The organism is Halosolutus sp. YCN4 (assembly GCF_059736495.1).
Window position 1 is genome coordinate 409,820 of the sequence record NZ_JCASSM010000001.1, and the last position, 20,599, is coordinate 430,418.

20 protein-coding genes and 1 pseudogene are annotated in these 20,599 nt (G+C 67.3%); 12 read left to right on the forward strand and 9 right to left on the reverse strand.

What is annotated here, in order from left to right; all coding sequences use genetic code 11:
* The first annotated feature begins 5 nt into the window (after positions 1-5).
* Positions 6-938 carry a DNA-3-methyladenine glycosylase family protein gene (locus AC6I6X_RS02065; protein WP_497928853.1) on the forward strand — a complete coding sequence of 311 codons (933 nt, stop codon included), beginning with the start codon at positions 6-8 and terminating at the stop codon, positions 936-938.
* A 193-nt stretch (positions 939-1,131) separates the two neighbouring features.
* Here AC6I6X_RS02065 and AC6I6X_RS02070 read toward each other — a convergent pair whose 3' ends face one another.
* Both AC6I6X_RS02070 and AC6I6X_RS02075 read right to left on the reverse strand, forming a co-directional pair.
* Positions 1,132-1,380 carry a hypothetical protein gene (locus AC6I6X_RS02070; RefSeq protein ID WP_497928854.1) on the reverse strand — a complete coding sequence of 83 codons (249 nt, stop codon included), beginning with the start codon at positions 1,378-1,380 and terminating at the stop codon, positions 1,132-1,134.
* The gene (locus AC6I6X_RS02075) at positions 1,380-2,369 is read right to left on the reverse strand and encodes an MBL fold metallo-hydrolase (protein ID WP_497928855.1); all 990 of its coding nucleotides are present in this window, start codon (positions 2,367-2,369) and stop codon (positions 1,380-1,382) included. Before AC6I6X_RS02075 ends, AC6I6X_RS02070 begins: the two co-directional genes overlap by 1 nt.
* A 467-nt stretch (positions 2,370-2,836) precedes the next feature.
* Between AC6I6X_RS02075 and AC6I6X_RS02080 the strand changes: the two genes are divergently transcribed.
* Together AC6I6X_RS02080 and AC6I6X_RS02085 are read left to right on the forward strand one after the other, a co-directional pair.
* A complete protein-coding gene (locus AC6I6X_RS02080) occupies positions 2,837-3,892 on the forward strand; it encodes an enolase-like domain-containing protein (RefSeq protein ID WP_497928856.1) in 1,056 nt (351 codons plus the stop codon).
* 100 nt (positions 3,893-3,992) lie between these two features.
* Positions 3,993-4,271 carry an acylphosphatase gene (locus AC6I6X_RS02085; protein ID WP_497928857.1) on the forward strand — a complete coding sequence of 93 codons (279 nt, stop codon included), beginning with the start codon at positions 3,993-3,995 and terminating at the stop codon, positions 4,269-4,271.
* 86 nt (positions 4,272-4,357) lie between these two features.
* On the opposite strand, the gene AC6I6X_RS02090 is transcribed toward AC6I6X_RS02085, so the two are convergent.
* Positions 4,358-5,134, reverse strand: a complete 777-nt coding sequence (locus AC6I6X_RS02090) for an SDR family NAD(P)-dependent oxidoreductase (RefSeq protein ID WP_497928858.1) — start codon at positions 5,132-5,134, stop codon at positions 4,358-4,360.
* A gap of 118 nt (positions 5,135-5,252) precedes the next feature.
* Here AC6I6X_RS02090 and AC6I6X_RS02095 point away from each other — a divergent pair, with 118 nt between their 5' ends.
* Positions 5,253-5,564, forward strand: a complete 312-nt coding sequence (locus tag AC6I6X_RS02095; RefSeq protein ID WP_497928859.1) for a hypothetical protein — start codon at positions 5,253-5,255, stop codon at positions 5,562-5,564.
* 378 nt (positions 5,565-5,942) lie between these two features.
* Here AC6I6X_RS02095 and AC6I6X_RS02100 read toward each other — a convergent pair.
* A pseudogene (locus tag AC6I6X_RS02100) lies at positions 5,943-6,846 on the reverse strand (thiolase family protein).
* A gap of 166 nt (positions 6,847-7,012) precedes the next feature.
* Between AC6I6X_RS02100 and AC6I6X_RS02105 the strand changes: the two are divergent.
* Together AC6I6X_RS02105 and moaC are read left to right on the forward strand one after the other, a co-directional pair.
* Entirely contained in the window at positions 7,013-8,440 is a 1,428-nt protein-coding gene (locus AC6I6X_RS02105; RefSeq protein WP_497928860.1) for an NAD(P)H-hydrate dehydratase, read from the forward strand.
* On the forward strand, positions 8,433-8,939 hold the full coding sequence (gene moaC, locus AC6I6X_RS02110; protein WP_497928861.1) for a cyclic pyranopterin monophosphate synthase MoaC: 507 nt from the start codon (positions 8,433-8,435) through the stop codon (positions 8,937-8,939). The genes AC6I6X_RS02105 and moaC overlap by 8 nt, the downstream gene beginning before the upstream one ends.
* Positions 8,940-8,992: 53 nt before the next feature.
* Here the strand turns inward: moaC and AC6I6X_RS02115 are convergent, their stop codons facing one another.
* From AC6I6X_RS02115 to AC6I6X_RS02135, 5 genes are all read right to left on the reverse strand, one after another.
* A complete protein-coding gene (locus AC6I6X_RS02115; protein ID WP_497928862.1) occupies positions 8,993-9,736 on the reverse strand; it encodes a beta-ketoacyl-ACP reductase in 744 nt (247 codons plus the stop codon).
* Between the two features lie 116 nt (positions 9,737-9,852).
* A complete protein-coding gene (phaC, locus tag AC6I6X_RS02120) occupies positions 9,853-11,403 on the reverse strand; it encodes a class III poly(R)-hydroxyalkanoic acid synthase subunit PhaC (RefSeq protein ID WP_497928863.1) in 1,551 nt (516 codons plus the stop codon).
* Positions 11,400-11,948 carry a poly(R)-hydroxyalkanoic acid synthase subunit PhaE gene (locus tag AC6I6X_RS02125; protein ID WP_250139778.1) on the reverse strand — a complete coding sequence of 183 codons (549 nt, stop codon included), beginning with the start codon at positions 11,946-11,948 and terminating at the stop codon, positions 11,400-11,402. The genes phaC and AC6I6X_RS02125 overlap by 4 nt, the downstream gene beginning before the upstream one ends.
* 42 nt (positions 11,949-11,990) lie before the next feature.
* On the reverse strand, positions 11,991-12,476 hold the full coding sequence (locus AC6I6X_RS02130; RefSeq protein WP_497928864.1) for a hypothetical protein: 486 nt from the start codon (positions 12,474-12,476) through the stop codon (positions 11,991-11,993).
* A 2-nt stretch (positions 12,477-12,478) separates the two neighbouring features.
* Positions 12,479-12,793, reverse strand: a complete 315-nt coding sequence (locus AC6I6X_RS02135; RefSeq protein WP_497928865.1) for an AbrB/MazE/SpoVT family DNA-binding domain-containing protein — start codon at positions 12,791-12,793, stop codon at positions 12,479-12,481.
* 357 nt (positions 12,794-13,150) lie between these two features.
* Here AC6I6X_RS02135 and AC6I6X_RS02140 point away from each other — a divergent pair, with 357 nt between their 5' ends.
* The 6 genes from AC6I6X_RS02140 (at position 13,151) to AC6I6X_RS02165 (ending at position 20,549) form a co-directional block, all read left to right on the forward strand.
* Positions 13,151-13,795: a MaoC family dehydratase gene (locus tag AC6I6X_RS02140; RefSeq protein ID WP_497928866.1), complete on the forward strand. Its 645-nt coding sequence runs from the start codon at positions 13,151-13,153 to the stop codon at positions 13,793-13,795.
* Positions 13,796-13,953: 158 nt separating this feature from the next.
* Positions 13,954-15,351, forward strand: a complete 1,398-nt coding sequence (locus AC6I6X_RS02145; protein WP_497928867.1) for a phosphohexomutase domain-containing protein — start codon at positions 13,954-13,956, stop codon at positions 15,349-15,351.
* Positions 15,352-15,538: 187 nt separating this feature from the next.
* Positions 15,539-16,591, forward strand: a complete 1,053-nt coding sequence (locus tag AC6I6X_RS02150) for a BMP family lipoprotein (protein WP_497928868.1) — start codon at positions 15,539-15,541, stop codon at positions 16,589-16,591.
* A gap of 4 nt (positions 16,592-16,595) precedes the next feature.
* Positions 16,596-18,260, forward strand: a complete 1,665-nt coding sequence (locus tag AC6I6X_RS02155) for an ABC transporter ATP-binding protein (RefSeq protein WP_497928869.1) — start codon at positions 16,596-16,598, stop codon at positions 18,258-18,260.
* The gene (locus AC6I6X_RS02160) at positions 18,257-19,510 is read left to right on the forward strand and encodes an ABC transporter permease (protein WP_497928870.1); all 1,254 of its coding nucleotides are present in this window, start codon (positions 18,257-18,259) and stop codon (positions 19,508-19,510) included. Before AC6I6X_RS02155 ends, AC6I6X_RS02160 begins: the two co-directional genes overlap by 4 nt.
* Positions 19,503-20,549: an ABC transporter permease gene (locus tag AC6I6X_RS02165; protein ID WP_497928871.1), complete on the forward strand. Its 1,047-nt coding sequence runs from the start codon at positions 19,503-19,505 to the stop codon at positions 20,547-20,549. Before AC6I6X_RS02160 ends, AC6I6X_RS02165 begins: the two co-directional genes overlap by 8 nt.
* Positions 20,550-20,599: the final 50 nt, after the last annotated feature.

Consider the following 20,599-nt stretch of genomic DNA (forward strand, 5'->3'; position numbering starts at 1 on the left):
GGCGAATGCAATCGGGTGCGATCCCTGTCGCCGACTTCGCTGGTGGGCTCGACCTGTACCGAACCCTCGAGAGCGGGCAGAGCTACCTCTGGCGTCGATCGGACGGCGAGATGTACACCGGCGAGCCGGCACCCGGAGCGTGGTACTACACCGTCATCGACGGGGCCGTCGCGGGCCGCGCCAGCGACGGCTCGCACGTCGAGTCGGCTTCCGACGCCGTGATCCGCGCCCGAGTGCAAGACGGCAGGCTGGAGTGGCAGTCGTCGATCGATGCCGAATCGCTCCTGCGCCGACTCCTCCGACTGGACGACGACCTGGACGCGATCGCCGCGTCGGCCCCCGACGATCCGCTCGTCCGGGAGGCCTACGACGCCCATCGGGGCATGCGACTGGTCGAGGATCCGCCCTTCGGGACGCTGATCTCCTTTATCTGCTCAGCCCAGATGCGCGTGAGCCGCATTCACTCGATGGTCTCGACGCTGGCCCGCGAGTACGGCGACCCGATCGAGTTCGACGGCGAAACGTGCCACGCCTTTCCGACGCCGGACCAGCTCGCGACCGCGACCGAGGCGGAACTCCGGGACCTCGGACTCGGCTATCGCGCCCCCTACGTCGTGCGGACGGCCGAGATAGTCGCCGACGGCGAGGCCCACCCCGCCGAGGCCCGGGCGCTCGAGTACGAGGCGGCCAGAGAGTACCTGACGCAGTTCGTCGGCGTCGGCGACAAGGTGGCCGACTGCGTCCTGCTGTTCTCGCTCGGCTTCGACGAGGCCGTACCCCTCGACACGTGGATCAGGTCGGCGATCGAGGAGTACTACCCCGACTGCGATCGAGGCTCGTATGCGGCGACGTCGCGGGCGATACGCGATCGGCTGGGCGGCGAGTACGCGGGCTACGCCCAGACGTACGTCTTTCATCACCTCCGGACCGGCGAGTGAACGTCCTACGCGAGCAGATGAAACGCCGAGTTCGACGCACGCGGTGCAGTCTGGATCGGGTTCGTCCTTCGGAGTGGGGCTCCTGACCGGCCGGATGATCCGCGGCGCTCGCCGATACGAAGCGGTTTCCTGACTGGCCGTCTGCCACCCACTCCCCCGCTGGCGATCGGTCGGCACCGCCGGCCCGTTCACGCTACTCGTCGTAGTCCTCGCGGCCGGTCACCGCCCAGTAGGCCTGCGACGCGATCGTCACCGCGAACACGACCCCGAGGACGGCGGCGACGCCGATCGCGACCGATTCGCCGAGCAGGTAGTACGCGAGGCCGCTCGCGACGAGCAGGAACGCGATCGACCCGACCAGCAACTCGACCAGTTCCCGGAGCGTGGCACGCCGGCCCGAGACGTCGAGGAATTCCTCCTCGAAGCGATCGATGAGCCCCATCAGAAAAACTCCTCCAGCGTCCGCTGATCGCGTTTCAGCGGCCGTGCGCGATAGCCGTACTCCGTCGCCAGGTGGTCCGCGAACGCCTCGTCGAAGCCGTGGTGCGTGTAGACGACCTCGGGGTCGATCTCGCGAACCGTCGCGACGAGTTCGTCGAAGTCGCAGTGGTCGGTCAGCGGGAAGACGACGTCGTAGTTGCCGCGATACAGGAAGGAGTCGTCGACGGCCCAGCCCGAAAAGCCCACCTTCAGCCCGTTCTCGCGATCGACCGCCCGCTCGACCCACTCCGATCGGGCCTGGTTCGACGGCAGGATCACGATCTCGTCGGCGAGTCCCCGCAGGGAGTCGTACGGCCGCCCCGGGAACGCGAGGTCGGTCGCCGACTCGATCGCCCGCGTGACGTCGTGGATCGCGTCCGAGACGAGGATCTCGCGATCGGTCGCGTTCCCTGCGAGCCACTGGAGTTTCTGGGCGCGTCCCAGCGAGTACCCGAAGAGGAACAGCGGTCGATCGTCGTTGTCCTGGAGCCAGTCCGCGATCGCCCCCTCGAGTTCCGACTGGGCGGGAAACCGGTACGCGGGGCTACCGTAGGTGGTCTCGATCACGAGCACGTCGGCGTCGACGGCCGCGGGATCGAACCCCTCGAGATAGCACCGATCGCGCGTCGAGACGTCGCCGGTGTAGCAGTAGCGGCGGCCGTCCGCGTCCGAAAGCAGGGCCGCCCGGGAGCCGACGACGTGGCCCGCCGGCACGAGGTCGATTCCCGGCGCGCCCTCGACGAACTCGAACTCCGTGCCCGTCCGGGCCGCGGCGATCGCCGCCGTCTCGGCCGAACAGACCACGGTCTCGGGGGTCGATCGGAACGTGTGATCGGCGTGGGCGTGACTGACGACGTTGATCTCGCCGACCGCGCTTCGCGCATCTGCGACGACGTGAGTGTCGTCGCCCGCGAACTCGAAGTGGATCCCGTCCCGGTGGCGTACGGTCACTGTAGGCGAGTAGGGACTGGAACACCGTCGGGTTGTCGCTTCTGCGGTCCCGATGGACCGGTCGGGGTCGCGTCGCGCGAGTTCCGATCGGTGCAGTGCATTCGTTTCGTGGACATCAGCACGAATGCCTTTCAGCGGATCAGGGACGGGGACACGACCGCACCAAAGCGGAACGGCACGATCGGAATCGTGTAGCGGTCGACCCAGATCTTTTTGTAAATTATTTCCATTACCACACATAGCTGTCCGGGTCTCATCGAGAAATATGCTCTCTATGAGGGTATTTGAGCGACTATAGAACGATCGCATCCCAACAGATATGTATTATTCACACCATACTATTCGACGATGAGGTCTCTGGTGAATCACCGTCGTTCGTCCCGTCCGTTCTCGCGCGCATTCGGCCGTACCGGCAACGCCGTGACTGTCTCGACGCTCGTGAGCGTCCTCGCTCGTCAGCCCACGCGATGACGCTGTACGACCGCGTCGCGGACCTCCCGCTGACGATCGCGGCCTCGGAACGAACCAGCCGTCGCCGGAGGATCTCGGACGGATCCACCCGCGTTACGTCGACGTTCGTCCTGCTTTCGGGGGACGAGTTCGGCGCCGGCGAAGACGTCACCCGCGAGGCCGTCGACCACGAGGCGTTGCCCGAACCGCCCGCGTTCGACTTCGCGGGCGAGTACACGTTCGACGAGTTCTCCCGGTCGCTGGACGACGTGGACCTCTTCCCGACGAAGGAACCCGAACGCGAGGTGTCACGGAACTACCGGCGCTGGGCGGTCGAGAGCGCCGCGCTCGACCTGGCGCTCAAGCAGAACGACGAGACGCTCGCGTCGCTGCTCGATCGCGACCGATCACCGGTCCGGTTCGTCGCCAGTACCGGGCTGCCGGACGGCGATCTGTCGCGCATCGAGGAGACGCTCGCGGCCAATCCCGACTGCGAGTTCAAACTCGATCCGTCCGCGGAGTGGACCGCGGGGACGTTCGCGACGCTCGCCGCGACCGGTGCGGTTCGCGTGCTCGACCTCAAGGGGCAGTACGAGGGGACGGAGCCGGACCTGCCGCCGGATCCCGCGCTCTACCGGCGGGTCTTCGACTCGTTCCCAGACGCCGTCGTGGAGGACCCGGCGGTCACCGACGACGTCCGGGACCTTCTCGCGGCGAACGCGGATCGTCTCTCGTGGGACGCACCGATCCACGGCGTCGACGACCTTCGCGAGCGGCCGTTCGAACCGGCCTGGTGTAACGTCAAGCCGTCGCGGTTCGGAACCGTCCGATCGCTGTTCGAGACGATCGAGTACTGCGAGGACCGCGAGATCGACATGTACGGCGGCGGTCAGTTCGAACTCTGCGTCGGGCGCGGCCACATCCAGTTGCTCGCGTCGCTGTTTTACCCCGACGGCCCGAACGACGTCGCGCCGCGATCGTACAACGAACCGGAGGTCAGAACGGAACTGCGCCGGAGTCCGCTCGAACCCCCCGAAGACCCGGTCGGCATGGAGTGGAAACAACTCGATTGAGGCGGCGCGAGGCGCGACCGAGGCAGGGGTTGGCCGAACGACAGGCGCCGATCGGACACGACGACCATGATTTTTGCCGATCGCAGTCGATAACTCGCACATGACCGATCGAACCCGCGCTCACGTCTTCGTCTCGGGAACGGTACAGGGCGTCTACTACCGGGCGACGACGCGCGATACGGCCCGCGAGCACGGCGTCGACGGCTGGGTGAAGAACTTAGACGACGGACGCGTCGAGGCCGTCTTCGAGGGGCCCGAGGACGCCGTCGAGTCGCTGGTCGAGTTCTGTCACGAGGGCAGTCCCGCGGCCGACGTCGACGACGTGACGGTCGAGTACGAGGAACCGCAGGGAGCGGACGGGTTCGAAATCCGGTACTGATCGGCACCCTCACGTCCGGTACGACCGCACCGCCGAGAACTGGGAACGGGGACGTGCTCCGCCGCCGGAGAACCCGATCGCCCGGGTCAGTAGGTGAACAGATCGACGCCGCCGGTGACGCCGACGACCTGTCCCGTGACGAAACTCGCCTGCTCGCTGGCGAGGTAGGCGACGAGGTTCGCAACGTCCTCCTCCCGACCGAGGTGGCCCGCCGGCGTCGCGCGGGCGATGTCCGCCCAGTGCGGGTTGACGTTCTCGATCTCCTCGGGGTCCATGTCGGCGAGTTGCCCGACGACGATCGAGGGGGCGATGACGTTCGACGTGACGCCGTCGGTGGCCCCCTCGAGCGCGAGCGTCTTGCCGAAGCCGACGAGTCCCGACTTCGTCGTCGAATAGGACAGTTGACCGAAACCGCCGTGGGTTCCGGCGACGGAGGACATCGAGATGACCCGCCCCCAGCCGCGATCGCACATCGCCGGGAAGACCTCCCGGGTGACGTTGTACGTCCCGGTGAGGTTGATCTCCACGTCCCGATCCCAGAGGTCCTCGTCCAGGTCGCCGGCGCGGCCGACGGCGTCGACCATCCCCGCGTTGTTGACGAGGACGTCGACCCCGCCGGTCTCCTCGCGGACGTGATCGACGGTCGCGGCGACCTCGTCGCGATCGGTCAGGTCGCACGCGACGGCCATGGCGTCCCCGCCGTCGGCCTCGATCTCGTCGGCGACGTCCTGCGCGCCATCCTCGTCGACGTCGAGGACGACCACTTCGGCCCCCTCCGCGGCGAGTACGTGACAGTCGGCGCTCCCAATTCGTCCCGCGCCCCCGGTCACGAGGGCAGTCCTGTCGTCGAGTCCGAACTCCATACCGGTTGAGATTCATGACGATGTATGTTAACGTTTCGTGAACCGGGTTCCGTAGAGGGGCGCGTTTCCACCCTCGCCGACCGGTGGGTTGATGCGCGATCCGACAGTTCACCGTGGTATGGTAACACGGGACCAGGTGTCCGGCGTCAGTTTCGGCGTCGACGAGGAGACGCGACTCGTACTCGACAGCCTCGACGAGTTCGTCGCGCAGGAGGTCGATCCGATCGAGTTCGAACTGGGCGAGACGTGGTCGAACCCCCGGCTTCGCCACCGGCCGGACGGGCGCTACGTCGACGAGGTGGTCGACGCGATCGATCGGATCCGCAGTCGGAGCGCCGACGCGGGGTTCATGGCCCGGATCCTCCGGATCGTCGAGGGCACCGACGAGATCCAGTTGAACACGATCGCCGATCAACTCGGCGTGAACTGATACTCGCGATCGGATAGGGCAGGCCAGTCTCGAATTGCTTACGAACACCACGAAAGCCCCTGACCCGCTCGACCTCCCGAGGCTCGCTGCGCGCCTCGCTTCGTCCGGTGCTTACTTCGCCTGGGAAGGATCGATCGGGTCAGCCCCTTTCATTCCCACCCGCGGTGGCCTGTCCGACCAGCCGTCACGGGCGGGAATGAAAGGGGCTGGCGGCTCCGGGAAGACGGACGACGCAAGCACTACAGCGAACGAAGTGAGCGAAGCGCACAGCGAGTCCATCGACCGGAGCCGCCAGGGGCTTTCGTGGTGTTTGCAGGTCCTACAAATTACTCGCGATCGGCGCTGAAAGCGTCGTCTCGGAACGCGATAGATGGGGCCTCAGATGCGCTCGACGATCGTCGCGATCCCTTGCCCGAAGCCGATGCACATCGTCGAGAGGCCGACGTCCCCGCCGGTCCGCTCGAGTTCGTGGACGAGTTTCGTGAGCAGGGCCGATCCGGTCGCGCCGAGCGGGTGGCCGTGGGCGATCGCACCGCCGTTGACGTTCGTCCGCTCACAGAGGTCCTCCCGGGGTGCGTCCATCTCGTCGAGCCACGCCGCGACGACGGAGGCGAACGCCTCGTTGACCTCGAACAGGTCGACGTCGTCGATCGTGAAGTCGGTCTTCTCGAGGACGCCCTCGGTCGCGGGGATCGGCCCGGTGAGCATCGTGACGGGGTCGACGCCGACGACCTCGGTCTGGACGATGCGGGCCATCGGCTCCCAGCCGTGCTCGTCGGCGGCGTCGCGACTCGTGACGAGGACCGCGCTCGCGCCGATCGAACCCCCACTGCTCGGCGATCCGCTCCGCACTCTCGCCCTGCTGGACGAGTTCGTCGTAGTGCTCGAAGTAGGTCTCCGTCACGCCGCCGAGGTCGCTCCCCATCGGGATGCGAGTCATGTGCTCGACGCCGCCGGCGACGATCGCGTCGTGTGCTCCCGTCGCGATCGCGCCCGCGGCGAAGTTGATCGCCTGCTGGCCGGAGCCGCACATCCGATTCAACTGAACGCCCGGCACGTCGTCGCCCCAGCCGGCGACCAGCGGGGCGATCCGCCCGACGTTGCCGCCCTGCTCGTCGATCGGGCTCACGCAGCCGTAGATGACGTCCTCGATCGTCCGCTGTGGGTCGAATCCCAGTCGCTCCTCGAGCGCGAGCAACGGCTCCGCGGCGAGGTCCTGCGGGTGCATCTCGGCGAAGGCTCCGTCTCGCGCCCCGAACGGCGTCCGTACTGCGTCGACGATGACAGCTTCTCACATACGGCATTCGTCAGCATCCATCACAAAGTACACTTCGGGACCCGGAACCCCAATCGGCACGTCTCGCGCAACGAGTGAACGAGAACACAACGTAACGCAACCACCGCGGGCGTCCGCAATCTTGAACGGCCGTCCGGTCGAATCCCCGCGTATGATTACAGGCGAGCGGATGGGAGCCGTCGACGAGAACGCCGCCGCGCTCGGCGTCCCGCGAAAGCAGTTGATGGAGTCGAGCGGGAACGCCGTCGCCCGACAGGTCCGGGCGATCGCGGATCCCGGCGATCGGATTGCCATCGTCGCGGGACGGGGGAACAACGGCGGGGACGCGTTCGTCGCCGCCCGCTTTCTGGACGCGTACGACGTGACGACGATCCTGCTCGGCCGATCGGCGGCGATCGGGACCGAGATCGCCCGCGAGAACTGGGACGCGCTCCAGCGGGCCGACTACGAGACCCGCGAGGTGACCGACTCGCGGACCTTCGACCTGCCCGACTGCGACGTAATCGTCGACGCCATGCTCGGGACCGGGATCAGCGGCGAGTTGCGCGAGCCAGCCGCCACCGCCGCGGCGGCGATCAACGAGTCCGACGCGACCGTCCTCGCGGTCGACGTCCCCTCCGGATTCGACGCGGACGGCGGTGACCACGCCGAAAACGGCGTCGCGGCCGACCACGTCGTCACCTTCCACGACGAGAAGCCCGGCCTCGCCGACCTCGACGCCGCCGTGACCGTCGCGGACATCGGCATCCCGGCGGCGGCGGAACGGTTCGCCGGCCCCGGCGACGTTCGACTCGCCCGCCCGGCCGATCGCGACGGCCGGCCGTACATCATCGGCGGCGGCCCCTACACGGGCGCGCCGGCGCTGGCCGCACAGGCGGCGCTGCGGGCCGGCGCGGAACTCTCCTTCGTCGCCGCACCCGACGTCGTCGCCCGGGAAATACAGGGGTACGCCGAGGATCTCATCGTCCAGCCCTACGAGGAGGACCGCCTCACGCCCGATCGGGCCGAAGAGCTCCTCGAGGTAGCCACGCAGTACGACAACGTGGTCGTCCTGGGGCCGGGGCTGGGGACCGCCGACGAGACCCTCGAGGGCGCTCGTCGGTTCCTCGAGTCCTACGATGGGAGGGTGGTCGTCGACGCCGACGCCCTCGCGGTCGTCCCCGACGTCGAGACCGACGCGACGCTGGTCTGTACGCCCAACCGGGGCGAACTCGCGCGGATGGGCGGGCCGGAGACCGACGACCTGGCCGCCGTCGCCGACGAGATCGAGGCCTTCGCGGCGGACCTCGGCCACGTCGTCCTCGCGAAGGGGGCCGACGACGTCGTGACCGACGGCGATCGAACGCGGATCAGTCGCTCCGGAACGGTCGGCATGAAAGTCGGCGGCACCGGCGACACGCTCGCGGGAATCGTCGCGGCGCTCCTCGAACACGCGGACCCGATGGACGCCGCGACGGCGGCCGCCCACGTCAACGGACTCTCCGGCGAACGCCTCGCCGAGCGCGACGAACACGGCTTCCTCGCGTCGGATCTGCTCGCGGAGATCCCCGCGGTCCTGTGGGGTGAGACGGATGAGTGAGGACGCCCCGGCCGACGACCTCACCCACACCACCGCTGAGGGCGACGTCCAGATGGTCGACGTCGGCGACAAGCCCGACAGCGATCGCCGGGCCGTCGCGGCCGGCGAGATCCGCCTCCGGCCGTCGACGATCGAGGCGATCCGCGACGACGAGATCGGGAAGGGCGACGTGCTCGCGACCGCCCGCGTCAGCGCGATCCAGGCCGTCAAACACACCTGGGAGACGATCCCGATGTGCCACCAGATCCCGATCACGAACGTCGACACCGCGTTTGATCTGGGCGACGATCGGGTCGAACTCGAGGTGGCCGTCGAGACGACCGGCAAGACGGGCTGCGAGATGGAGGCCCTGGAGGGCGTCACGACCGGGCTGAACGTCGTCTGGGACATGGTCAAGGCCGTCGAGAAGGACGAAGACGGCCAGTACCCCGAGACGGCGATCGAGAACGTGCGGGTTCTCGCGAAGGAGAAACGTCGCGAGTCCGATCGTGACGCCTGACGCGGATTATACTCCGTCCGAGTGAATCGCCCGGTCGGACGAGATCGTGACCTCTAGAGGTCCATCCCGCCGTTGACGTCGATCACTTCGCCGGTGACGTACGAGGAGTTCTCGCTCGCGAGGAACTGGACGACCGCCGCGATGTCCTCGACCTCGGCGAGTCGCTCGAGGGGGATCCCGGCGATGATCCGATCGAGGACCTTGTCCGGGACGGATTCGAGCATGTCGGTGCGCGTGAAGCCGGGGGCGACGCAGTTCGCCGTCGACCCCCCTTTCGCGAGTTCGAGCGCGATCGTCCGGGTGAACCCGAACATACCGCTCTTGGCGGCGGCGTAGTTCGCCTGGCCGAAGTTCCCCTGCTTCCCGACGACGCTCGAGATGTTGATCAATCGTCCCTCGTGAGCGTTCCAGATGTCGTCGTAGAACACCTGGGTACAGTTGAACATCCCACCGAGGTTGACGTCCATCACGCGATCCCACTCCTCGCGAGTCATCTCCGTGAACTGTTCGTCGGCGGTGATTCCCGCGTTGTTCACCAGCACGTCCGCGGGCCCGAACGCCTCGTGGCAGACCTCGTGCATGTGTTCGACCTCGTCGCGTTCGGAGACGTCCGCCTGGGCCGCGACCGCCTGACCGCCCGCCGACTCGATCGCGTCGACGGCTTCGTGGGCCGGCCCTTCCGACGATCGGTAGTTGACGACCACGTTCGCACCCCTTTCGCCGAGGTACTCCGCGATGCCCCGCCCGATGCCGCGTGCCGATCCCGTGATGACACAGGTGCGTCCCTCCATAGACATACGGGACCGTTCCACCTCCGATACTAAATAACGACCTGTGGGATACCAGAACATACAGCAATTCGAACGTGTTTCCGGTCGGACCTTCCGGATGCCAGGCACCGACCCCGGACCGGCTACCGGTCCGCGGCCTGCTCGATCCAGTCTTCGATCCGACTCGGCGAGATTCCGGTCTCGGTCGCGAGGTCGGCGACATCGGCGGCCGCGAGATCGTCGAACGTCTCGATGCCGGCCTCGGAGAGATCCGTCGCGTAGGCCTCGCCGACGCCGGTGAGGTCGGTGAGATCGTCCGCGGAGTCTTCGACGATCTCCTCGTCGGTGACGTCCTCGGCGATGTCCTCGTCGACGGCCATCTCTCCGGGTTCCGCGGGCGTTTCCTGGACGTCGTCTTCGGCGCGTTCGGCGATCTCTTCGTCGGAGCGCGCTTCACCGGGGAGGTCGTCGGCCCTCCGCTCGACGGTCGCGCCGCCATCGGTCAGGTCCTCGGCACCGTGCTCGTCGCCCGCGACGTCCTCGGCGAGCGCGGCGTCCGGTTCGTCGGACGTCGGCGTCCCGGTGTCGGCTGCTTCGGCTTCCTCCTCGACGACCGATCGCGCCTCGAACCAGTCGCAGACGTCGGGCCAGAGTTCGGCGTGGCTCCGCGAGGAGACCGACATTCCGATGTGCCCCGTCGCGAACTCCATGATCTCGGTGTCGTCGGAGGGGATCTTCTCGTTGAACGGCTTGGAGGCCCCCGGCGGGATCAGGTGGTCGTACTCCGCGACGATCTGGAGGACCGGCATGTCGATGTTGGTGATGTCGACGTGCTTGCCGTTCAGGTGGAGTTCGTTCTCGTACAGCTTGTTCTCCTGATAGATGTCCTCGATGAACTCCTCGTACGCGCCGCCAGCGACGTCGATCCCCTCTCCGAGCCAGCGCTCCATCCGGGCGAAGTTCTCGACGAAGTCCTCGTCCTCAAGGTTGTCGTAGAAGCGGACGTACTTCGTCAGGTTGTTCGCGATCGGATCCATCAGCGCGAACCCGATGTCGAGGAACTCCGCGGGCACGTTGTCGAAGGTCTCGGTCACCGTCTCGGGGTCGTAGTAGTCCTCAGCCCCCCAGAGTTCGAGGACGCCGCCGTCGCCGGCGAAGCAGAGACCGGCGGCCATCAGGGCGAGGTTCTCGACCTTCTCGGGGTAGAGCGAGGCGTACATGGCCGACTTGGTGCCGCCCATGCAGTAGCCGAGGATGTTGATCGCGTCCTGCCCGGAACGATCGCGCACGACGTCGACGCAGTTGTCGATGTACCGGTTGACGTAGTCGTCGAGCGTGAGCGATCGATCGAGCTTCGAGGGCTCGCCCCAGTCGACCATGTAGACGTCGAAGCCGGCCTCGAGCAGCGTCTGGACGACCGATCGGTCCGACTGGAGGTCGAGGATGTACGGCTTGTTGATCAGCGCGTAGACGACGAGGATCGGAATGTCGTGTTGCTCCTCGGTCATCGGCTCGTAGTGGAGGAGCCGAAGCTTGTTCTCCTCGTAGACGACCTCGCTCGGGGTCTGACCGACCTCGACGTTCTCGAGCGTCTCGGTGCGATCGGGTGCGATCCGGCCCTTGTCGGCCAGATCCGCCGCGTTTTCCCAGGCCTGGCGTTGCATGTCCAGGACGGTTGTGTACGGGTTGATCATTGCTCGTCGAGGTGTTCGAGGACGCGGTCGAGTTTTTGCTCGACGGCGTGCTGACGACGCTCGAGTTCGACGAGGCGGTCGCCGATCTCCACGACGTCGCCCTCGGTCGCGAAGCCGAGGCTGTGCAGCGTCTCCTCGGCGGCTTCGTCGGCCTGCTGCTGGAGTTCGAGGACGTCGCCGACCGTTTCCCCGGTCATCTTGGCGAACGCCGTCGTCGACATGACTTCCTTGAACGCCTCGTTGGCCGTGTTGAGCCAGACGTCACGGAACTCCTCCATCTCGACGTCTTCGCCCTCGAGCGCGTCGTTCATCCGCTCGACCATCTGCTGGGAGGCGTTCATCCACGTCTCGTAGGCGCGGGCGTAGCCCTCGACGCCGTCGGAGATCTCGTTCTCCTCGCTGACCTCGCCGACGGCTTCCGACCAGCTCTCGACGAACTGGGCCTGGGCCTCCATGTTGTCCTCGAGCGATTCGATGAACTGTTCGTTCCACTGTTCGACGAGTTCGTTCCAGTTCTGCGCCTGGGGCTGCTGTGAGTCTGCCATTGGCTAAAATTGGGGAGCTAGTGTGAAAAGGCTGAGGCTACGTTACGCCGAGACGTCGAACTCGTCGGCCGCCTCTTCGACGTTTTCGGCGACGGCCGTCACGTTCTGCTCGACCTGCTCGTGGGCCTCGAGGAAGGCGTCGAACGAGGAGTCGACGACCTCGGAGTAGTTGCCGGCGAACTCGTCGTAGGCGGCTTCGGACTCCTCCATCGCGTCGAGGACGGCCTCGAGCGACTGCGACTGGGCCTCGGTGGCGGCGTCGAAGCTCTCGTCGACGAGTTCGCGAGCCTCGTCGAAGTCTGCGGCCTCTTCGGGGAGCGAGGCTTCCATCGCGTCGAAGTACGCGTGGATCGCACCCTTCGTGAGTTCGGCGTTGGACTCGAACATCGCGCCCGAGGTCTGGACGGCGTCGGAGACGGCGCTGATCGAGGTCTTCTGGGCCTCGAGGGCGTCGTGGGTGAGGTTCTGGGACTGTTCGACTGCGGTGCGCTGTGCGTCGAAGACGGCGGTGAATGGGTTCTGGGTCATGGTTATTCGTCTCGGTTGCGTTTGACGGGGACGACGATCGTCTGGACGATATCGCCCTCCTCGATGTCGAGGGCTTCCCGTTCCGGGCCGGGAATGCTGATCCGACCGCCGCTCTGGACGCGAGCCTTGAACGTCGCCGTTCCCATGTTCATCGGGCCGAGTGCGGACGATCCCTCGAACGGGTTCGCTGAACTCGCCTGCATCAACTGTCGCATCATCTCCTGCTGGGATTCGGCGACCTGCTCGCCTGCCTCCTGCATCTGTTCGGTGAACATCGCAGGCGGGAACCAGAGCGATCGGTCGGAGTCGTCCGTCATCACCTGTACGGAGGTCCCCGATCGTAATAAAGGTTGCCCCCAGAAACCATCTGATGCCATGAGATGGAACACATGGTATTTCGTGGCCCAGAGAGTATCGGGTGGCGCACCCGTCCCGGCCGCGAAGTCCGGGGTCGGCGAGGACGAAGTCGTGTGCTGCGAGTCCGCGATAGGAGTCACGTGGAGGCGAGTCCGCGATGACTGTCGGCCGATTCCGGAATCCGGATCGCCACCCGGCCTACGATCGAACCGCGGTACGGGATCGGACTGAAAGCCGGTAAAACCGGATTTCGGAGAGTAAGTGCGGTTTGCTTCGGCCAAAGAAGTCATAACCCCCACACGCTTATGCGCGGGTAGATGTCACACCAGAACTCTGGGGGGAGTAACTTCGCTGCCATGACGAACGCGTGGACGGCGATGACCCAGACCCTCCTGCAGAGTGCGACAGCCGCGAACCGCGCGGCGGTCTCCGCCATGCTGCCCCCCTCCGATAGCGAGGACCGTACGGACAGCGACACCGTTCCCGGGTCCATTCCCTCGATCGATCACTCGAGCCTCGACTGGCAGTTCGATCGGACCGTCGACGATCCGGACCAGATCAGCGTCGGCGACGCCGTGACCTTCGAGAAGGTGCTGTCCGACGAGGACGTTCGCGCGTTCGCCCACGTCAGCGGCGACACGAACCGCCTTCACCTGGACGAGGAGTTCGCCGCCGGGACGCGCTTCGGCGAGCGCATCGTCCACGGGACGCTCGTCTCCGGCCTGATCAGCGCGGCGCTGGCCCGACTCCCCGGTCTCACGATCTACCTCTCGCAGGACCTCGAGTTCAGCGGCCCCGTCGGCATCGGCGATCGCGTCTCCGCCCGCGTCGAGGTCGTCGAGGACCTCGGCAACGACCAGTACCGCCTCGAGACGGTCATCCGGAACGAGGACGACGACGCGACGGTGATCAACGGCGAAGCCGTCGTGCTGATCGACGAGATCCCGGCGGACGACGACTAACCGCCGGTTCGACCTCCTGCCGGAGTCCCCGTTCTCGCCGTGACTCGATCGCCGCCAAGTCACGGGACCGACCGTCCCCGATTTCGCGGCCCGGCCCACGGATGGCGGACGACGCTCCTTCTCGGACATATAAGTAGTTCCTCGCGGAACGGGCCACCATGACACTGTTCGGGACAGCAGGCATCCGGGGTCCAGTCGAGGAGGTTACGCCGTCGCTCGCGCTCTCGGTCGGACAGGCGGCGGGCGATCCCGGAACGACGTTCGTCGTCGGCCGCGACGGTCGGGAGACGGGGCCGGCGCTCGCGGCCGCGATGGAGGCCGGCCTCGAGAGCGCCGGTGCGGACGTCCGCCGCGTCGGCGTCGTCCCGACGCCCGCGCTCGCGTTCGCCTCGCGCGGACGCCGGGGCGTGATGCTCACGGCGAGCCACAACCCGCCCGAGGACAACGGCATCAAACTCTTCGCGGACGGCGTCGAGTACGACCGCGACGCCGAACGGGCGATCGACGACCGCGTCACCGGCGAGGACAGCGGCATCGCGCCGTGGGACGAGTGGGGCGAGTCACGTCGCGACGAGATCCTCGATCGGTACCGCGAGGCCGTCGCCGCGTACGTGCGCGATCGATTCGCGGGCGACGGCGAGTCCGCGACGCCGACCGATCGGCCGCTCGCAGGGCTGTCGGTCGCCGTCGACTGCGGCAACGGCGTGGGGGCGCTCGCGACGCCGCAGGTCCTCGACCGACTCGGCGCGGACGTGGTCGGCGTCAACGCGTCCGTCGACGGCCACTTCCCGGCCCGGCCGAGCAAACCGACCCCCGAGACGCTCGCCGAGTTCTCCGCGTTCCTCGCCGCCGGCGCGTTCGACCTCGGACTGGCCCACGACGGCGACGCCGATCGGCTCGTCGTCCTCGGTCCCGACGGCGACGTGATCCACGAGGATACGGTCCTCGCCGTGGTCGCGGCCCACTACACGGCCGAGAGCGAGGCCGACGACCCCGTCGTGGTCACCACCCCGAACGCCTCGGCCCGCATCGACGAGCGGGTCCGCGAGGTGGGCGGGCGCGTCGAGCGGGTTCGCCTCGGCGCGCTCCACGAGGGGATCGCCAGGGAGCGCGATCGGGGCGGCCCCGAAACCGAGGTCGTCTTCGCCGCGGAACCCTGGAAGCACGTCCACACCGCGTTCGGAGGCTGGATCGACGGCGTCGCGAGCGCCGCCACGGTCGCCGCGCTCGTCGCCGACGTCGGCGACACCGACACGCTCCGGGCGCCGATTACCGAACGACCCTACCGGAAGGTCAGCGTCGACTGTCCCGATGCGGCCAAGGCCGACGCGATGGCCGAACTCGAAACGGCCCTCCCGGACGCGTTCCCGGAGGCGACGGTCGACACCGACTACGGCATCCGCCTGGAATTCGCCGATGCGTCCTGGCTCCTGGTCCGTCCGAGCGGAACCGAACCGTACGTCCGGCTCTACGCCGAGAGCGACGACGTCGACACCCTGATCGACGACGCCACCGAGCACATCGAGACGGCGGTTGCAACCGTTAGCTCGGCGTGAGAGGCCGGATTTCGTTCCCCTCGAGAGTGTCCGATCGACTCGTCCGTCGTGGCCCCGATCGGCGCCGACGCACACGCCTCCGTCCTCGATCGAGTCGCCGGCCGGACGGCCCGGGTGCTCGATCGTAATGAATCGACACATGTCCGTTTCGATGGGTATAAAATGATGGTTTGCGCTAGTCTGCCCGATGGTACGAGATCGACGGACGATTTTGAAGGGAACAGCGATCGCAGGGCTCACCGCCACGGCGGGCTGTGTCGGTGGGTTCGGCGACGAAGGCAGTGCGGACGTTCAGGTCGGGATGGTGTACGCGACCGGCGGCCTCGGCGACGACTCGTTCAACGACATGGCCAAGCAGGGCGTCGTCGACGCTCGGGACGAGTTCGACCTCTCGTTCGACGAGACCGAACCGGAGGCCGCGAGCGAGTTCGACGGCGCGCAGCGCGACTTCGCCGAGTCCGGCGACTACGATCTGATCTGCTGTATCGGGTTCGCGCAGGCCGAAGCGCTCGGCGGGAACGCCCCCGAGTATTCCGACCAGAACTTCATGATCGTCGACTCGGTCGTCGAGGCCGACAACGTCCGGAACTACGTCTTCGGCGAACCGGAGGGATCGTTCCAGGTCGGTCACCTGGCGGGCCTGCTCACCACCGAGGAGTTCTCGGCCGGTGCCGGCGAGACGAATCCGGACGAAAGCGTCGTCGGCTTCGTCGGCGGCCAGGAGTCGCAGTTGATCGAGTCGTTCCAGGCCGGCTTCGAAGCCGGCGTCGAGTACGCCAACGAGGACGCCGAGGTCGTCTCGTCGTACGTCGGTGACTTCAACGACACCGCCGGCGGACAGGAGGCCGCTCGAACGATGTATCAGGACCAGAACGCGGACATCGTCTTCCACGCGGCCGGACGCACCGGCATCGGCGTCTTCCAGGCGGCCCAGGAGGAAGGCCGGTTCGCGATCGGCGTCGACGACGACCAGTCGAAGTCCAACCCGGACTTCGCGGACGTCATCCTCGCGAGCATGGTCAAGCGCGTCGACACCGCGGTCTACTCGGCGGCGGAGTCCGTCGTCGACGACGCGTTCGAGGGCGGCCAGACGGAGACGCTTGGCCTCGAATCGGAGGGCGTCGGCGCCGTCTACGGCGACGAACTCGGCGACGAGATCCCCCAGGAGATCAAAGACCAGGTCGCGGAGTCCAGACAGGCGATCATCGACGGCGAGATCGACGTCCCGAGCGAACTGTAATCGCATGACCGAGTCGGGAACGGGAACGACTGACGGGACGGGAACGTCCGAGGGAGCGGCAGGTAACTCCGCGACTCCGGACGAGACGGGTGGCGAGCTCGCCGTCCACCTCGACGGCATCACCAAACGGTTTCCCGGCGTCGTCGCCAACGACGACGTGGTCCTGCGCGTCGAACAGGGGACCGTCCACGCGTTGCTCGGCGAGAACGGCGCCGGCAAGACGACGCTGATGAACGTCCTCTACGGGCTCTACGAACCCGAGGAGGGGCGCGTCGTGGTCGACGGCGAGGAACGATCGTTCGACACGCCGCGGGACGCGATCGACGCCGGCATCGGGATGATCCACCAGCACTTCATGCTCGTCGACCCCATGACGGTCGCCGAGAACATCGCGCTGGGGAACGAACCGACGAAGTGGTTCGGTATGGCGGTCGACCGCGATCGGATCGACGCCGAGATACGGGACCTCTGCGATCGGTACGGGTTCGACGTCGATCCGACGGCGACGGTCGAGGACTTGAGCGTCGGCGTCCAGCAGCGCGTCGAGATTCTCAAGACGCTCTACCGCGGCGCGGACGTCCTTATCCTCGACGAACCGACGGCCGTCCTCACGCCCCAGGAGGTCGAAGGGCTCTACGACGTCCTCGAGGAGCTCACCGATCGGGGGAAGACGATCATCTTCATCACGCACAAACTCGAGGAGGCGACCCACGCCGCGGACGCGATCACCGTCCTCCGGGACGGGGAGTCCGTGGGGACGGTCGACCCCTCCACCACGAGTCGGACGGACCTGGCCGAGCGCATGGTCGGTCGGGAAGTGATCCTCGAGGCCGAATCCGAACCGGTCGAGACGGGCGACGTCGTGCTCTCGACCCGGGACGTGACGGTCGAGGACGCTCGCGGCGTCGAGGTCGTCTCCGGGATCGATCTCGACGTTCGCGCCGGCGAGATCGTCGGCATCGCGGGGGTCGACGGCAACGGGCAAGCCGAACTGATCGAGGCGATTACCGGCCTGCGAACGCCCGAGACGGGGACGATCCGCTACGAGGACCAGGACGTCACGGAGTGGCCCCGCCGCCGGCGGATCGAGTCCGGGATGGCCTACGTTCCCGAGGATCGCCACGAGCGCGGCCTCGTCATGCCGTTCGATCTCGTCGAAAACGGCCTCCTCGGCAGTCAACGATCGCCGGAGTTCGCCGACGACGGTCGCATCGACTGGGAGGACGTCCGCGACCACACCGAAGAACTCATCGAAACCTACGACGTCCGCCCGCCGGATGCCGACGCCGCTGCCCACTCGTTCTCCGGGGGCAACCAGCAGAAGTTCATCGTCGGTCGCGAGTTCGAGCGCGATCCGTCGCTGGTCGTCGCGACCCACCCAACCCGGGGCGTCGACATCGGGTCGACAGAATTCATCCACGATCGACTCCTCGAACTCCGGCGCGAGGGGGTCGCAATCTTGCTCGTCTCCTCGAAACTCGACGAGGTCCGCTCGCTGTCCGATCGACTGGCGGTCATCTACGAGGGGGAGTTCATCGACGTCACCGATCCCGACGCCGTCACCGAGGAGGACCTCGGTCTGCTCATGGCCGGCCACCGTCCCGGGGCCGATCGTGCCGACGACGGCGGCGACGGTGCGACCGGCGACCTCGAGGGTGAGACCCGATGAGTGCAGCAAAAGAGCGATTCGAACGGCTTCTCGAACGGCTCGTCCGGGCGTCGGTCCTCGAACGGGTCGTCATCAGCCTCGCGGCACTGCTGGCCGCCGTCCTCGTCGGCGGCGTGCTCGTGTTCGTCTCCGGCGGTTACGCCTCCTGCCGGGCCGGCCTCGAGCTCGCCGGCAGGACGTTCTGTTACAACCCGATGCAGGTCTACTACGAACTGTTCCTCGGCGCGCTGGGCCACCCGCTCGAGGGCGGGTGGAGCGTCACCAACTACAGCCTCGCGGAGACCCTCCAGCGGACGACGCTGCTGATCTTCGCCGGGCTGTCGGTCGCGGTGGCGTTCCGCGCCGGCCTGCTCAACATCGGGACGCAGGGGCAACTCGTCATCGGCGGACTCGCGACGGCCGTCACGGTCGTCTACGCGGGGGCAGTCGTCCCCGGCGGCTTCGTCGGGACGGTCGCCCTCATCCCGCTGGGCGTGCTCGCCGGGGCGGTCGTCGGCGGGTTGTGGGGCGCGATACCGGGGGTCCTGAAGGCCTACGCGGAGGCCAACGAGGTCATCACGACGATCATGCTCAACTTCGTCGCGGTCGGCATCACGTCGACGTTGCTCTCCTGGCAGTTCCAGGACCCGAACAGCAACAACTCCCAGACGGCGCCGGTCCCCGAGTACGCGGAGATCCCGACCGTTCCGGTCGTCGGCTTCGAGCCGCGGATGGACTTCTCGCTGCTCGCGCTCGGCTTCGCCGTCGCGCTCATCCTCGGGATCGCCTGGCTGTTCGCGCGAACCTCGTTCGGCTACGAACTGCGGACCAGCGGCATCCAGCCCGCGGCGGCCGCCTACGGCGGCGTCGACGAAAAGCGGATGACCGTCGCCAGCATGACCCTCTCCGGGGCGCTCGGGGGTATCTCCGGCGCGTTCTGGGTGCTCATGGTCCACGGCCGCTGGCTCGAGAACGTCCCCTCGATCGGCTTCGACGGCATCGCCGTCTCCGTACTGGCCGGCAACAACCCGCTCGGCGTCGGCGCGGCGGCGTTCCTGTTCGGCGTTCTCGATAGCGGCTCGAACTCGATCGGGACCGCGACGGACGTCCCGCCGGAACTCGTGGGCATCCTCTCCGGCCTGATCATCCTCTTCGTCGCGATGCCGGAGTTCTTCAGGATGCTCGGCCGACGCTACACCGACGTCGGCTCGCGGGAACCGGTGCGGGCGGACGGCGGCACCGCCGACGACGGAGGTGAGACCGATGCGTAAGCGACTCCGCGCCGCTCGCGACCAGGTGGCACAGCGCCCGCTCGAGGCGGCGATCGGAGGAAGCGTCCTCCTCCTCGCGTTCCTGTGGGTCACCCCGGCAAGCTGGCAGGCGGCGACGCTTCGGCTGGCCGTCCCGATCGCGCTCGCGGCGATCGGCGGCATCTTCGCCGAGAAGAGCGGCGTCATCAACATCGGGATCGAGGGCCTGCTCATCGTGTCGGCGTTCAGTTCGATCATCGCCGTCCACTGGCTCGGCGACGGCGCCGCGACGATGGGGCTCTCGAATCAGTGGTGGGGCCTGCTGGTCGGCGTCCTCGTCAGCGTCCTGCTGGCGCTGGTCTTCGCGATCGTCTGCATCGACTTCGAGGCCGACCAGATCATCGCGGGGTTGGCGGTCTGGCTAATCTCGCTCGGGCTCGCGCCGTTCGCCTCGCGGATCGTCTTCGGCAGTCCGAACACCGCGAACGTCACGCGCTTTGGTTCGGTGACGGTTCCGGTGCTGTCGGAGATCCCCCTAATCGGCCACTTGCTGTTCGACACGCCGCCGCAGGTGTACCTCATGCTCGTCGGCGCGGTCGCCGGCTGGTACCTGCTCTCCCGGACGGCGTTCGGACGGTGGGTCGTCGCCAGCGGCGAGAATCCGAAGGCGCTGGACACGGCCGGCGTCGACGTCCGCAAGGTCCGGTACGCCGCGGTGCTCCTCTCCGGCGTCTTCGCCGGCCTCGGCGGCGCCGGGTTCGCGCTGGGCCACCTCGGGACGTTCGCCGGCGGCGGCGACACGGCGATCGGCGGCCGGGGGTTCATCGCGATCGCGACCTATCTGCTCGCGAACTACCACCCGATCGGCGCGCTGCTCGGCTCGTTCCTCTTTGCCGGACTCAACTCGATGCAAACCGGGCTCCAGACGGCGGGCTACGCCATCCCGACGGAACTCATCCGGACGATCCCGCACATGACGGTCATCGTCGTCCTCGTGTTCGTCGGTCGCACCCGCCTCCCGGAAGCCGCCGGCGAACACTACGAGTCCGGCGAGGACTGATACCGGATCGGCGGGCGAGCGCTTCGCCCGATCCACTCGAATCCGGTTTC